Below are 13792 nucleotides of genomic sequence, written 5' to 3' on the forward strand. Positions count from 1 at the left end.
CCGACCCCCGAGCCAGGCCCCGTCGCGGAGAACACTCACCGCCGTAGCCGATGTTGGGCCCCCTCCGATCCGCGGCTCGGAGGGGGCGTTGCCGGTTAGCCTGGACGGCCCGCGCCGCTCGGCGCTGTCGCGCGGGATACTGCGGTGCCAGTGGAGTCATCGGCCACCGGCGACGCGGTCGATCTCGCACCGCTGGGCACGCTCGGGACGGCCTGGCAGACCACTTTGGACGGTGCGATGTACGGGCAGCCGCTGGTGGTTGGCGGGCAGATCCTGGCCGCCACGGAGAACGTCCTGTACGCCCTGGCACCCGCCGACGGCTCGGTGCGGGGCCAGCTGAATCTAGGCACCGTCCCGCATTTCACCTCTCCCACCCTGTCCGGGGACCACGCCTATGTCGGCACCATGACCGGCGTGGTCGCTGTTTCCGGTGCCTGACACGACGAAATCCCCGTCAGGCTTCAGCGAGACAGCCCGTACAGATCGGTTCTCCGATCGCCAAAGAGGTGGTTGCGGGTACTGATGTTCTTGTCCCGGGCCGAAACGAGGTCTGCGTCCCACTCTGCGCGGCCGTCCGGTCCCGCGGTGGCCGCGATCCAGCCGTCGTCGCTGACGATCGTCGTTCCCTCCGTCCACCGTTGGCCGCGTTCGGTTCCGGAGCGGTCGCAGCAGGCGATGGCGACCCGGTTGACGCGGGCGGCGGCTTGGGCGATGAGGACTTCCGGCGGCCGTTCTCCCTCGGGCCGGGCGACTTCGGGCCAGTTGGTCGGGACGGCGATCAGGTCGGCGCCGTCGAGGGCGACGCGCCGGGTGTATTCCGGGAATTCCAGGTCGTAGCAGACCATGACCGCGATCCGGCCGAACCGGGTGGCGACGACCGGCGGAGGCTGGCTTCCCGGGGCGAAGAACAGCTTCTCCCGGTCCCACAGGTGGGTTTTCCGGTAGCTGGCCAGGACTCCAGTGGAATCAAGCAGAACCGCGCTGTTGTACAGAACGCCCCCGGGTCCGCGTTCGGCGTATCCGCAGACGACCACCGAGTCGCCGTTGATCGCTGCTGCCCACTCGCCGATCTTCGGGTCGTCCGGCGGAATCGCGCACTCCGCGGCCTCGGCCGCCGACTCGAAGACGTATCCGCTCGTGGCCAGTTCCGGCAGGACGAGAATGTCGGCCCTCGTTTCGGCGATCGTGCTGACGATCTGGCGGTGGTTCGCGTCCAGCTCGCCGACGCGCGGAGCGAGCTGGACGCAGACGATCCGGGTCATTCGCTGTCTCCCTGATCGGCGATCCGCGTCCGGACCCGGTCGGCGAGGCCGGGCACCGCGGCCACGACGACGGTGGCTACGAGGAGAACCGCGAGAATGATGTACGGGAAGAACCGGTACGGGCCGGACACGCCCACCACGTTCTTGAAGATCGTGTACGCGATGAAGGCGAGTGCGAGCACCGGGACGACTGCCTGCCAGCGCGGCGCGTTCGGCCGGCCGCTGAGGAAAAGGAACCGGAACGCGCCGACGGTGGCCATGGCGTAGGCGACGAGCAGGGAGATGGTTCCGATGGTGAGCCAGTAGAAAGTGGCGTCCAGGACTCCGGTCCCGGCCAGTCGTTGCCCGACGGCGAAGCAGAGGATCAGGAGACTGGTCACGACGATCGTGCCGACCGGCGCTCCGCGTTTGGTCAGCCGCACGACCGGACCGGGGACCCCGGCGTCGCGAATCAGCGCGTAGCCGACCCGGGCCGCGCCGTTGACGGTGCCGAGGGTGATCGCGAACAGGCTCACGCTGGCGACCAGGTTCAGCAGGACGCCCATCGCGCTGCCGAGGTACTGCCCGGCCAGGTCGCCGTACGGATCTTCGGCCGCGGAGAAGGCTTTCACCCCGGCCGGTCCGGTGCCGTAGCCGAGGGCCTGCCCGACGATGGCGAGCAGGAAGAACGCGCCGACCACCACGATGGTGATCTTCAGGGCGCGGGGGATCTCCCGCTTGGGGTTCATCGTCTCCTCGCCGAGCGACGCGGCGCCTTCGAACCCGGCGAACGCGAGGAACCCGAACACCGCGGCGCCGGCGATCGTGCCGACTCCGGTGCCGGCGGGCAGATGCAGGAAATTCCAGCTGAAGGTCTGCCCGTGCGGACCGTGGCCGGCCGCGACCCGCACGATGATCACGATGCTGAGCAAGCCGACCAGCGCGGCCCCGGCCAGTTCGCAGATCAGCAGAATCCGCGTGATGACGCGGATTTCGCTCAGCGACAGCGCGACCACCAGCACCAGCGCGACCAAGGCGGTCCAGATCCATTCGGACGCCCCGGCCCCGGCCAGGCCTAGCTGCCCGAGGACTTTGTTGAAGAACAACGCGATTTCAATGGTCGAGCCGGTGCCGATGGTCGCGTACGCGGTGAACAGCGCGGCCCCGGCGACGAATCCGGCGCGCGGGCCGAGGGTGCGGCCGACCAGCGCGTAGACGGATCCGGTGTGCGAGATGTGCTGCGAGAGCTTGACGAAGCCGTAGCCGACCAGCGAGACGCCGAGGATGGCGAAAACGAAGGCCCAGGTGGCGCCTTCGCCGAGCAGGCCGGCCGCGCCCACGCCGAGCAGCGCCATGGCGCCGACCGGGCCGATGAGACCGACGGAGAACGCGGCCGCGTCCGTGACTTTGAGTTCTCGTCGCAGTCTTTCCGGTGCGGCGGCTTGGTTTCCGTTGGCGGGTGCGGACATGTCCATCAGCCTCTGTCTGGTTTCGGTGCCGGGGCGCGGCACATGGCGGCGGGGACGGGCCGGGTGATCGTGGTCAGTTCCGGTCGACGGCGGGAGTGCCGTCGAACGCGCCGGAGTGGCGGCCGATGTGTTCGATGCGGACGGTGGCGGTGGCCTCGTGCGCGGCCAGGCCCTCGAACGCGGAAATCCGTTCGACCGCTGGCGCCAGCGCGGCGGTGCCTTCCTTGGCGGCGCGCTGGTACGTGAGCGGCTTGAGGAAGCGCGAGACCGACAGACCGGCGTTGTAGCGGGAGGTCTTGCCGGTCGGCAGGACGTGGTTGGTGCCCGCGATCCCCTTGTCGGAGTAGGCGACGGTGCTCCACCGGCCCAGGAACAGCGAGCCGTAGTTGGCGAGGTTCTTGAGGTAGTAGTCGTCGTCCGCGGTCTGGATTTCGAGGTGCTCGGGGCCCCAGACGTCGCTGACCGCGGCGGCCTGGGCCGCGTCGCGGGCGACGACGACCGAGCCGAAGTCGCGCCACGCCGGACCGGCCACCTCGCTGGTGGCGAGCGTCGCCAGGCGGCGGTCGATGGCGGCGATGACCTGGCGGCCGAACTCCTCGGACGTGGTCACCAGCGCGGCCGGCGAGTTGGGTCCGTGCTCGGCCTGTCCGAGCAGATCGGCCGCGACCCAGTCGGGGTCGGCGGTCTCGTCGGCGATCACGGCCACTTCGGACGGTCCGGCGAGCAGGTCGATGCCGACCTGGCCGAACAGCTGCCGCTTCGCTTCGGTGACGTAGGCGTTGCCCGCGCCGACGAGCATGTCCACCGGGGCCTCGTCCAGGAGCCCGAACGCCATCGCGCCGAGCGCCTGGACGCCGCCGAGGGCGAACACGCGATCCGCGCCGGAAAGGTAGGCGCCGTAAAGCACCGCCGGATGCGCGCCGTGCTCGCCGGACGGGGGAGTGCACGCGAGAACGGACGGCACGCCCGCGGCCTTGGCGACGCCGACCGTCATGAACGCGCTGGCCAGCAACGGGAATCGGCCGGCGGGCAGGTAGGCGCCGACCCGGCGGACCGGTACGTAGCGCTGCCCGCAGACGACCGAATCGGCCAGTTCGATCTCGAAGTCGGTCAGGTGTTCGCGCTGGGCGGCGGCGAACCGGCTGGTGCGCTCGTAGCCGAGTTCGAGGGCCGCGCGCAGGTCGGCGGGCAGCTGGTCGCCGGAACGGCGCAGCTCGTCCTGGCCGAGTTCGAGCGAGCCGGTCCAGCCGTCGAGGTCTTCGGAGTACTGGCGGACCGCGGCGAGGCCGCGGCGCTCGATGTCGCGCAGCATTTCGCTGACGCGTTCGACGACGCGCGGGTCGCGCTGGGCCGGAGGCCCGTCCACAGCGGGCTTCTTGAGCCAGGTCAACGGGCCGAGCTGGGCTGCCTCGGAGGGGGTGATCTGCATGGCACGAGACGGTAAGCGCGATTCAGCCAACGGACCAGAGGGTGCGATCCTGACCGAGCCATCGGATTGCCCGATGCCTCCGGGTGCGGTGCCCGGACGCGAAACTGTCCAAACCGGACACTGCTAGCCGCGGGTGCGCTTGGGGCGGGCGGCCGGGCCGCGGGCGTCGCTGACCGCGTCCTCAGCCAGCCGGGCCAATTCCCGCGTGGCGCGCGACAACGGGCGGCCGCGCTTGCGCGCGATGGCGATGGTGTCGAAAAGCGGCTCTTCGAACGGCGCCGTGTGCAGTCCTGGGGGGAACGCGGCGCTGCGGACCACGGCGGTGCTGGCGATGGTGTCGCCGGCCCCGTCCGCGACCAGCTTCAGCGCGGCTTCCACGTGCTCGATCTCGAAGATCGGCTCGATCCGCACGCCGGCGAGCTGAGCCCGGTCGGCGAGCTGCCGGCGGGTGGGGTCCCGCCAGCCGTAGCGGGCGTCGTAGAGGACCAGCCGCGCGGCCGCGAATTGCCGGATGCTGACCGGTTTCGCGGCCGCGGCCGGGTCGGCGCTCACGTAGCGGACCTCGTCCCGCATCAGCGGCGTGATGTCCAGGCCCTCGTCGTCGACCGGAAGCACGATGAGCCCGGCCTCGATGTCGCCGGCCCGGATGGCGTCCGCGGTCTCCGCGGAATTCTGCCCGACCAGCCGGACCTTGACCGACGGATACCGGCGGTGGAAGGTCTGCGCGAGATTGCCGAGCAGGTAGTAGTCCGCGTTGCGGAGGACCCCGAAGGTCGCGGTCCCGCCGCCCAGCGAACCAAGCGACTGCACCGCGCGGACGCCCTCGTCGGTCGCGTGGACCGCGCGGCGGGCGAACGGCAGCAGTTCCTCGCCGGCCGCGGTGAGCGTCAGCCGGCGCGCGCCGCGATGGAAGAGGACCGCGTTGAGCTCTTCCTCGAGCCGGCGGATCAATTCCGACATCGAGGCCTGGGAAATCTCCAGCTGGACGGCGCCCCGGGTGAACGAGCCCCGGCTTTCCGCCGCGACGAACGCCCGCAGCTGGTTCAAGGTCACCCGGTCGCCGTCCCGGGACTCCTGCTCCATCGGCCGATCCTAAGCGGGCGCCGCCCGGCGGGGTCAGTAGATGCGGGGTCAGTAGATGTTGGTTTCGGCGAACGAGCTCTCGTGGCCGTTGATCTGCGCCCGGAGCGAGATCTGGTCGAACACCCGGACCTCGCGCACGATCCGCCCGTTCTGCACGAGGAATTGCGATACGCCGAGCAGTTCGACCGGCTTGCCGGTCAGCGGCCCGAAATCGGCGACCCCGCGATAGCTGCCCCGCATCACCCAGAGCACGGCGATGCGCAGCCCGGCGTAGCGCGCGGCGTTGTTGGCCTGGATGTCGCGGATCTCGAACCGGGCGTCCGGGAACGGCGCGATCTGGGTGAGCAGATCCTTCTGGTACCCGTCGGGCCGGAGCACCGTCCGGTCGCCGACGGTGTGCAGGAACAGGTCTCGCTGCATGTATTCGCCGACCTTGTGCAGCCGGCGTGCGTTCCAGACCTCTTCGACGAACTCCAGCACCATTTCGCATTCGGGCCGGTAGTCGTCCGCGCGCGGCCCGCTGTCGCCCGCGGCGAGGACGTCGGCGGGCGCGGGTTTCGTCATCGAGCCTTCGTAGCCGCGGAAGCGCAGCCCGCGCGCCACTTCGGCCGGGTCGAGCCCGAGCTGCAGGCAGTCCGCGAGGTCGTCCCGGACGACCCATTCCTCGACCATCCGTCCGCGCCGGTACAGGCAGTTGGCGATGGTGCGCTTGCGGACCGGCACCGGCCGGCCGTCCACGAGGTGGGTGTCGCTGGAGAAAACGAGGTGCGAGCTGAGGAAGGCGTCGTCGCCCCGGGCCTCCCAGACGACGTCCTCGGCCTGGCCCACGTGCTGCGGCACCTGCGCGATCCGCATCAGGCTGCCTTCGATGACGCCTTCCCGGCCGGTCACGGTGCCGAGGCCGCCGTGCACAATCGAGTCGGGTTCGTAGTTGTCGACGATGTAGGAGATGTCGCGCTGCACCCAGATCCGGTCGGTGACCTCGCGGATGAAGTCGTCCGGGTCCTCGTAGGGCTGGTAGGCGACCGGATCGAGCGGCATGGTGGTTCCTTTCTCGGCGGGGAGCTGACGGCGGGCACTCTGGCGATGGGCACTGTATCCGTATGCATTCCCGGCGGCAAGGGAAGCGACCGAGAGCGCCGTCCGAATGATCACGCGGGCACCACCTTGGGAAAATTCGTGGTCGCGGTGGCCTTGACCCGGTGACCCGGGCCACTTAAGTTGCCATCCATACGTATGCAAACGGCTGAGCCGTTGTGAGACGCCACTGGAGGTGTCATGTCCACCGTCGCGCCCACCGCAGCCGCGTCCGCCGAGGCGACCGGACGTCGAAAGGTGATCCGCCGGGTGATCCTCGCCGGCAGTATCGGCAACTTCGTCGAACAGTTCGATTACGGGCTCTACGGCTACATGGCGCCGGTCCTCGCGGCGTCCTTCTTCCCGGCGAGCGACCACACCGCGAGCGTGCTGAGCGCGTACGCGGTGATCGCGATCGCCTGCCTGGTCCGTCCGCTGGGCGGGACTCTGCTCGGCCGGTGGGGCGATCGGCTGGGGCGCAAGAAGGTGCTGCTGTGGACGGTGCTGTTCATGGGCGTGTCCACGGCGGCGATCGGCGTGCTGCCCACCTACGGCCAGATCGGGCTGGCGGCTCCGCTGATCCTGCTGGTGCTGCGCGTGCTGCAAGGCATGGTCGCGGGCGGCGAGTATGTCGGCGCGGTCGCGTTCGTGGTCGAGTGGGCCGAGCCGCGCCGGCGTGGGTTCTACACGTCGTTCGCGTCGAACAGCTGCTTCTTCGGCATCCTCGCCGGAGCCGGCACGGCCGCGCTGATGAGTGCCTTGTTCAGCGACGCGGCGCTGCACAGCTGGGGCTGGCGGATCCCGTTCCTGGCGGTGCTGCCGTTGTGCGCGATCGGGGTGTGGCTGCGCAGCCGGCTCGACGAGACGCCGGAATTCGTCGCCGCCACCGAGCACGGGACGAATGTCGTCGAAGCGCCCCTCCGCGAAGCGCTGCGTTCGCAGTGGCGGCCGATCCTGGTGTTCTGCGGCGCGTCGATCATGCTCGCGATCCTGTCCTACGCCTGGGTCACCTTCTATCCCGAATACCTGTCGGAAACGCTGCACCTGTCGAAGTCCGCGGCCTGGCTGTCGAACGCGATCTCGGTCGCGGTGCTGATCCCGCTGCTGCCGCTGGCGGGCGCGATCTCCGACCGCATCGGGCGCAAGCCGATGCTCGTCACCGGGGCGGTGTGCTGCATCGTGCTGGTGCCGCTGGCGTTCCGGGTCGGCCAGGCAGGCACCTTCGGGGCCGCGGTGGCGAGCCAGCTGATCTATCTCGTCCCGGAGTTCTTCCTGACCGGCATCGTCACGGTGTGCGCGGCGGAGATGTTCGCGACCCGGACCCGGTTCAGCGCGAGCTCGATCGCCTACAACTGTTCGTTCTCGATCTTCATGGGCATCACGCCGTTCGTCGCGACCCTGCTCGTGGCGGAGTTCGGCACGATCTACGCGGTGTGGGCGTACCTCGCGGCCGCGGCCGTGCTGGCGCTGGTAGTGATCACGGTCTTCATGAAGGAGACCTACCGCAGCGACCTCTCCGCGGACAAATACGCGCGATGAGCCGTCGGACTCCCGCTGCCGCGGCAGCGGGAGTCATCGCGGCGCGTGCGTTCCCCGGGACACGAGAGAGGGCGCGAACACCGTGCGCCGCGGGGGTTCGGCGTTTCCGGAGAGGCGTTCGACCAGGAGTTCCGCCGCGGCCTTGGCCATCCCGTCGAGGTCGTGGCGGACCGTCGTCAGGTCGAACGTCTCCCAGGCGGCCATCGGCAGGTCGTCGAAGCCGATGACGGTGAGGTCGCCCGGGATGTCCAGGCCGAGCCGGCGGGCGGCGTTGATCGCGCCGATCGCGATGACGTCGTTGCCGCAGAAGACCGCGGTGGGACGCGGGCCGTCGGACATCAAGTCAAGCAGGCCCTCGTACCCGGTGCCGTAGTCGAACGGGCCCTGGCGGACCCAGCGGCGCGGCAGGCCGACGCCCGCCTCGGAAAGGCTGATCCGGAAGCCGTGCTCCCGATCGCGTCCGGTGGTCGTGTCGCCCGGGCCGCCGATCAGGGCGATGTCCGAATGGCCCAGCCGCAGCAGCTCCTCGGCGACCAGCCGCCCGCCCGCCTCGTTGTCGACGACCGCCGCGTCGGCGTCGCCGGCGCCGGTTTCCCGGTTGAGGAAGACGAACGGGAGGCCGCGGCGGGCGAGTTCGGCGGGCAGGGCCGAGCCGATCACCGCGGTGGTGAGCACGACCCCGTCGATCGACCGGTCCAGCAGCCGCTCGGTCTCCAGCGCGGCCTCGCTGCGTTCGGCGAAGAGCATTATCCGGTAGCCGTGCTGTTCGAGCGTGTCGTGCAGCGGGCCGATCAGGTGCGGGTAGAACGGGTTGGCCAGATCCGTGACGACCACTCCGACGCAGTGCGTCGACCGGGTGGCCAGGCTCCGTCCGGCTTCGCTCGGCACGTAGCCCAGCGCGTCCGCGGCCTCGCGCACGCGGACGCGGGTGGCCTCCGAAACCCGGTGGTCCCCGCGCAGCGCCCGGGACACGGTCGGCTGCGACACCCCGGCGAGCCGGGCCACGTCGTGGCTCGTGATCGGCATCGGCTCCTCTTCCGCGCAACGGCTTGTGCATACGGATCCTAGCGGAAATTCCGGACCGGCCTCGCGCGGCTCGCCAGAAAGCCGGACGCTGGAGTGCCTTGACAGACCGCCGCGCCGATGGTCGTATGCATACGTATAAACAATCAGCTTTCGGAGGGGTGCCATGCGTACCGACGACGGGCCGGTGCCGGCCGGCGAACTGGCCCGCCGGACGATCCGGCGGGCAGATTTCGTGTCCTGCGACCAGGCGTTCATCGACTGCCGGACGCCGGGGTCGGACCGCAAGGAGAACTACTCGATGATCGGCCCGGGGGTGACCCAGAACGCGGACCAGGTGGTGAACCTGCGCGAGCCGCACGGGTTCAACATCGGCGCCGCCGCGATGCCGCACGGGATCACGAACAACCTGCACCTGCACTTCACCGCGGAAGTGTTCCTGTGCTTCCGCGGCGAGTTCCTGCTCCGCTGGGGCGCGGACGGCGACGAAGGCGAGCTGGTGCTGCGCGAGGGCGACATCGCGTCGATCCCGACGTGGATTTTCCGCGGGTTCACCAACATCGGCCCGGACGACGGCTGGCTGTTCACCGTCCTCGGCCACGACGACACCGGCGGCATCATCTGGGGTCCCTCGGTGCTGCGCGAGGCCGCGGGCCACGGCTTGTATCTGACCGCGGACAACCAGCTGGTCGACACTCTCGCGGGGGACGAGGTTCCCGACCCGGCGGAGCTGATCCAGCCGATGGCCCCGGCGGACATCGCGGCCCTGCCGTCCTACGACGCCGCGAAGCTGCGCCGCCGGGTCGCCACGAGCGACGATTTGCAGTGGTCGAGCCGAGCTCTGCTGGGCACCGCGGTTTCCGGCGGGCGCGTGGAATTGGCCCCGGTGATCGGCTTCGGCATGACCGAGGATCGAGACCAGGAGCCGCGGGTCTACCACCCGCACGGGCACAACGTCGCGTGGCTGCGCGCCGAGCCGGGAGAGGGCATTCCGCTGCACCGGCACGACGAAACGCAGGTGCTGCTGGTCAAGGACGGCGAATGGGAGGTGACGCTCAACCGGCACGACGAGGTGAGCGTGCGCCTCGGCCCCTGGGACATGGTCTCCGTGCCGCGTGGTGCGTGGCGCAGCATCCGCAACGTCTCCGGCGAACAGGCGACGCTGCTGGTCGTCAACAGCGGAGACGGCCGCGTTCGGCTCGACTGGGACGACGAGGTCGTCAAGGCGGCGGCCGACGCCGGGGTGGGACGGGACCACAACGGTTACCTCGCGCCCTGGCATTTGCTGCCTCGCGCGGCCGGCCGGTGACCGCTCTGCCCGTGGTGCTGGTCCCGGGAATGCTGTGCGACGCCGACGTCTGGGCGGACGTGCGGCCACAGCTGCCGGGGCCGGTCGTCGACGCGGAGATCACCGCGCCGGACATCGGCGGGATGGCCGAGCAGATCCTGGCCGCGGTCGAGGGCCCGTTCGTGCTCGGGGGGCTCAGTCTCGGTGCGATCGCCGGCTTCGAGGTCGCCCGCCGGGCACCGGAACGGCTCGCCGGATTCTGCGCCGTCTCGACCAACGCCGCCGCGCCGACCGCTGAGCAGCTCGCTGCCTGGGCCGGGTTCGACCGCCGCACGCGCGACGGCGAGTTCGATTCGGTGGTCGCGGAGGAGATCCTGCCGACGATGTTCTCCGGCCCGGATCCCGTTCTGCACCGGCGTTTCCTCGCCATGGCGAAGCGGGTCGGCCCCAGCACGTTCCGCGCCCAGCTCGCCGCCCAGGCGACCCGGCAGGACGCGCACGCGGCCGTCGCGGGCCTGTCCTGTCCGATGCTCGTGGTTTCCGGAGCCCGGGACCGATTGTGCCCGCCCGAATTCCACCGCTCGATCGCCGCGCGAGCGCGAAACGCCTCGTTGCGGGTGCTTCCGGAAGCCGGGCACCTGCTGACGTTCGAGGCACCCGGTGCCGCGGCGGCGGTGCTGGCCGACTGGCTGTGCAGTCTTTCCCCCCTCTCGAAGGAGTCCTGAATGCCCAAGACCTTGAAATCCGCCGTCCCGGCCGAGCAGGTCGCGGCCGAGCGCACCGACGTCAGCGACCGGGTCCGCGCCCTCATCGCCGACATTCGCGAACGCGGGGACGCCGCGGTCCGCGACTGCTCGGCGAAGTTCGACGCGTGGTCGCCCGAGTCGTTCCGGCTTTCCGCCGAGGAGATCGAGAAGATCGTCGCCCGCGTTCCCGGCCAGGTGCTCGACGACATCCGGTTCGTCCAGGACCAGGTGCGCACCTTCGCGCAGTGGCAGCGGGATTCGTTGCAGGAGTTCGAGATCGAGACTCTCCCCGGTGTCCACTTGGGACAGAAGCATGTTCCGGTCGCCGCCGCGGGCGCCTACGTGCCCGGCGGCCGCTATCCGCTGACCGCTTCGGCGCACATGACGATCGTGACCGCGAAGGTGGCCGGGGTGCCGCGGGTTGCCGCCTGTACGCCGCCGATCCGCGGGGAAGTGCCGGAGGCGACCGTCGCCGCCATGCATCTGGCCGGAGCGGACGAGATCTACCTCCTCGGCGGAGTGCAGGCGGTGGCCGCGATGGCGGTCGGGACCGAGACCGTCGGGCGCGTCGACCTCATCGCCGGGCCGGGCAACGCTTATGTCGCGGAAGCGAAGCGCCAGTTGTTCGGCGAGGTGGGGATCGACCTGTTCGCCGGTCCGACCGAGGTGCTGATCGTCGCCGACCACACCGCCGATCCGTTCGTCGTCGCGGTGGACCTGTTGTCCCAGGCCGAACACGGCCCGGACTCCCCGGCAGTGCTGATCACCACGTCCGAGGACGTCGCTCGCGAGGTGCTGGAGCACGTCGAGGCGCTGCTGCCCGGGATGCCGACTCGCGATTTCGCCGGTCCGGCCTGGCGCGACCACGGGGAGATCCACGTCGTGGACGACCTCGACGAAGCCTTCGCGCTGGCGGACACCTACGCGTTCGAACACGTCCAGGTGCTGACCGAGGAACCGCGGCAGGCGTTGGAGAAGATGCGGGACTACGGCGCGCTTTTCCTCGGCCCGGGCACCTGCGTGTCCTACGGCGACAAGGTGATCGGCACCAACCACGTCCTGCCCACGCGCGGCGCCGCTCGGTACACCGGCGGGCTTTGGGTGGGGAAGTACCTCAAGACCGTGACCTATCAGGAAGTCACGAGCAGCGAGTCGAGCGTGCTGCTGGGCGAGGTTTGCGGGCGCGCGGCGCGCGTGGAGCTTTTCGAGGGGCACGCCCGTTCCGGCGACGTGCGCGCGGTCGAGTTCCGGCGGCGGGAGCTTTCGTGGAACCCGGCGTGACGGGCCAGCTCGCCGGGCGCACGGCGCTGGTCACCGGCGGCGGAAACGGTTTGGGCCGGGCGATCGCCTGTGCGCTGTCGGACGCCGGTGCGCGAGTGGTCGTGGCCGGACGGCGAAAGGACAATCTCGAGGAAACGGTGGCGGCGCTGCCCGGACCGGGCCGGGCAGCCGTGTGCGATGTGGCGGATCCGGATTCGGTGCGCGCTCTCGCCGACGAACTCGCCGACGAGGAGATCTCGGTGCTGGTGAACAACGCCGGGGTCGCCGGGCCGGTCAAGCCGCTCGTCGACGTCGAACCGGAGGAGTGGGACGAGGTCTTCGGGGTCAACGTGCGCGGGGTTTACCTGGTGTGCCGGGCGTTCCTGCCGCCCATGGCGGCGCGGGGCACGGGCGACGTCGTCAACATCGCCTCGGTGAGCGGAAAACGTCCGCTGCTGCGCCGCACTCCGTACTGCGCGTCCAAAATGGCCGTACTCGGCCTGACGGCCACGCTCGCCGGCGAGGTCGGGCCGCAAGGGGTGACGGTGAACTCGCTGTCGCCCGGGCCCGTCGAAGGTCCGCGGATGGAACGCAATTTCCGGCTGGAGGCCGAGCGCACCGGCGTCAGCTACGACGAGGCCGAGCGAGCGTTCACGAGCCGTGCGGCGTTGGGCCGGATGGTCACCGAGGAAGAGGTGGCTTCCGCGGTGCTCGCGATGTTGGCGATGCCGGGCCTGTGCGCGGCCGACATCGACCTTTCGGCGGGGATGGTGGCGCGGTGAGCACGCTGAAACAACGGCTCCGGTCCGGGGAACGACTGCTCGGCGGCCTGCTGCGGCTGCCCGCGGAGACGCTGGTCGAGATGGCCGGAGTGGCCGGGCTCGACTTCGTCGTGCTCGACTGCGAGCACGGGCCCGCGGACCTGGTGCCGCTGCAGCAGCACGTCGTGGCCGCCCAAGCGCACGGGCTCGGCGTCCTGGTCCGGGTCGGAGCGGCCGAACCCGCGCTCGTGCTGCGGGTGCTCGACCTCGGCGCGGACGGGGTGATCGTGCCGCACGTCGACACCGCAGAACAGGCCCGCGCCGCGGTCGCGGCCGCGCACTATCCACCGCTCGGGAAGCGGGGTTTCGCGACCTACAGCCGGGCCGGCCGGTTCGGTGCCCGCGGCATCGCCGAGCACCTGGAACAGGCGGCGGAAACGACCGTCGTGGTGCCCATGCTGGAGACACCGGAAGCCTGCGCGGCCGCCCCCGAGATCCTCGCGATCCCAGGCGTCGACTCGGTTCTGGTGGGGCCAGCGGACTTGGCGGTGGCGCTCGGCGGTGCCGCCGAACCCGCGGTCGCGCAGGCGCTCGACGCTGTCTCGGCAGCGGCGGAGTCCGCCGGCAAGCCGATGACGAGCATCGTCGGCACTCGGGAACAGGCTCGGCAAGCACCGCATGGGCTGGTGATCTACAACATCACGCACGTGCTGCTCCACACTCTGGCGGAGCTCGCCGAGAGGTCGCCGTTCGGCTGATCGGCGTCCGCGCGATGGTCGGACGGCGCCCTGGTGCGGACGGGTGAATCGCCAACGACGGTGCGCTGCACCCAGCCGAGGCGGTGCACCAGGCGAAACACCCGTCGCGCAACCGACT

General features: G+C 70.4%; 13 protein-coding genes. 7 read left to right on the forward strand and 6 right to left on the reverse strand.

The features are described 5' to 3' along the window. Positions 1-144 precede the first annotated feature (144 nt). The gene (locus tag H5411_RS31275; RefSeq protein WP_143271339.1) at positions 145-438 is read left to right on the forward strand and encodes a PQQ-binding-like beta-propeller repeat protein; all 294 of its coding nucleotides are present in this window, start codon (positions 145-147) and stop codon (positions 436-438) included. A 23-nt stretch (positions 439-461) separates the two neighbouring features. On the opposite strand, the gene H5411_RS31280 is transcribed toward H5411_RS31275, so the two are convergent. From H5411_RS31280 to H5411_RS31300, 5 genes are all read right to left on the reverse strand, one after another. Continuing rightward, positions 462-1262 (reverse strand): nitrilase-related carbon-nitrogen hydrolase, encoded by an 801-nt coding sequence (locus H5411_RS31280; RefSeq protein WP_183125897.1) that lies wholly within the window; start codon positions 1260-1262, stop codon positions 462-464. Next, positions 1259-2710, reverse strand: coding sequence for an APC family permease (locus tag H5411_RS31285; protein WP_158242436.1), 1452 nt, complete (start codon positions 2708-2710; stop codon positions 1259-1261). The genes H5411_RS31280 and H5411_RS31285 overlap by 4 nt, the downstream gene beginning before the upstream one ends. A 73-nt stretch (positions 2711-2783) precedes the next feature. Then, positions 2784-4139: a histidinol dehydrogenase gene (gene hisD / locus H5411_RS31290; protein WP_101434051.1), complete on the reverse strand. Its 1356-nt coding sequence runs from the start codon at positions 4137-4139 to the stop codon at positions 2784-2786. A 123-nt stretch (positions 4140-4262) separates the two neighbouring features. Then, positions 4263-5222, reverse strand: a complete 960-nt coding sequence (locus H5411_RS31295) for a LysR family transcriptional regulator (RefSeq protein ID WP_101434052.1) — start codon at positions 5220-5222, stop codon at positions 4263-4265. A 48-nt stretch (positions 5223-5270) separates the two neighbouring features. Beyond that, positions 5271-6263, reverse strand: a complete 993-nt coding sequence (locus H5411_RS31300) for a nuclear transport factor 2 family protein (protein WP_101434053.1) — start codon at positions 6261-6263, stop codon at positions 5271-5273. A gap of 237 nt (positions 6264-6500) precedes the next feature. Between H5411_RS31300 and H5411_RS31305 the strand changes: the two genes are divergently transcribed. Further along, a complete protein-coding gene (locus H5411_RS31305; protein ID WP_101434054.1) occupies positions 6501-7838 on the forward strand; it encodes an MFS transporter in 1338 nt (445 codons plus the stop codon). A 33-nt stretch (positions 7839-7871) separates the two neighbouring features. Here H5411_RS31305 and H5411_RS31310 read toward each other — a convergent pair whose 3' ends face one another. Beyond that, on the reverse strand, positions 7872-8864 hold the full coding sequence (locus H5411_RS31310; protein ID WP_183125898.1) for a LacI family DNA-binding transcriptional regulator: 993 nt from the start codon (positions 8862-8864) through the stop codon (positions 7872-7874). A gap of 163 nt (positions 8865-9027) precedes the next feature. On the opposite strand from H5411_RS31310, the gene H5411_RS31315 reads away from it, so the two are divergent. Genes H5411_RS31315 through H5411_RS31335 form a run of 5 tightly spaced genes read left to right on the forward strand, consistent with a single transcriptional unit; the run spans position 9028 to position 13674 of the window. Beyond that, positions 9028-10170: a cupin domain-containing protein gene (locus tag H5411_RS31315; protein WP_183125899.1), complete on the forward strand. Its 1143-nt coding sequence runs from the start codon at positions 9028-9030 to the stop codon at positions 10168-10170. Further along, entirely contained in the window at positions 10167-10874 is a 708-nt protein-coding gene (locus H5411_RS31320) for an alpha/beta fold hydrolase (protein WP_312878656.1), read from the forward strand. Before H5411_RS31315 ends, H5411_RS31320 begins: the two co-directional genes overlap by 4 nt. Then, complete coding sequence (hisD, locus tag H5411_RS31325; protein WP_183125900.1) at positions 10875-12176, forward strand: histidinol dehydrogenase; 1302 nt, start codon at positions 10875-10877, stop codon at positions 12174-12176. Then, positions 12173-12937 (forward strand): SDR family NAD(P)-dependent oxidoreductase, encoded by a 765-nt coding sequence (locus H5411_RS31330; protein ID WP_312878657.1) that lies wholly within the window; start codon positions 12173-12175, stop codon positions 12935-12937. The genes hisD (H5411_RS31325) and H5411_RS31330 overlap by 4 nt, the downstream gene beginning before the upstream one ends. Beyond that, positions 12934-13674 carry an HpcH/HpaI aldolase family protein gene (locus H5411_RS31335; RefSeq protein WP_208637242.1) on the forward strand — a complete coding sequence of 247 codons (741 nt, stop codon included), beginning with the start codon at positions 12934-12936 and terminating at the stop codon, positions 13672-13674. The genes H5411_RS31330 and H5411_RS31335 overlap by 4 nt, the downstream gene beginning before the upstream one ends. Positions 13675-13792: the final 118 nt, after the last annotated feature.

The organism is Amycolatopsis echigonensis (assembly GCF_014174495.1).
GTDB classification, from domain to species: domain Bacteria; phylum Actinomycetota; class Actinomycetes; order Mycobacteriales; family Pseudonocardiaceae; genus Amycolatopsis; species Amycolatopsis echigonensis.

Excerpts from the sequence above, each read along its gene's own strand:
- H5411_RS31280 (WP_183125897.1), bottom strand. The coding sequence starts at position 1,262 with ATGACCCGGATCGTCTGCGTCCAGCTCGCTCCGCGCGTCGGCGAGCTG.
- H5411_RS31285 (WP_158242436.1), bottom strand. The coding sequence starts at position 2,710 with ATGTCCGCACCCGCCAACGGAAACCAAGCCGCCGCACCGGAAAGACTG.
- hisD (WP_101434051.1), bottom strand. The coding sequence starts at position 4,139 with ATGCAGATCACCCCCTCCGAGGCAGCCCAGCTCGGCCCGTTGACCTGG.
- H5411_RS31295 (WP_101434052.1), bottom strand. The coding sequence starts at position 5,222 with ATGGAGCAGGAGTCCCGGGACGGCGACCGGGTGACCTTGAACCAGCTG.
- H5411_RS31300 (WP_101434053.1), bottom strand. The coding sequence starts at position 6,263 with ATGCCGCTCGATCCGGTCGCCTACCAGCCCTACGAGGACCCGGACGAC.
- H5411_RS31305 (WP_101434054.1), top strand. The coding sequence starts at position 6,501 with ATGTCCACCGTCGCGCCCACCGCAGCCGCGTCCGCCGAGGCGACCGGA.
- H5411_RS31310 (WP_183125898.1), bottom strand. The coding sequence starts at position 8,864 with ATGCCGATCACGAGCCACGACGTGGCCCGGCTCGCCGGGGTGTCGCAG.
- H5411_RS31315 (WP_183125899.1), top strand. The coding sequence starts at position 9,028 with ATGCGTACCGACGACGGGCCGGTGCCGGCCGGCGAACTGGCCCGCCGG.
- hisD (WP_183125900.1), top strand. The coding sequence starts at position 10,875 with ATGCCCAAGACCTTGAAATCCGCCGTCCCGGCCGAGCAGGTCGCGGCC.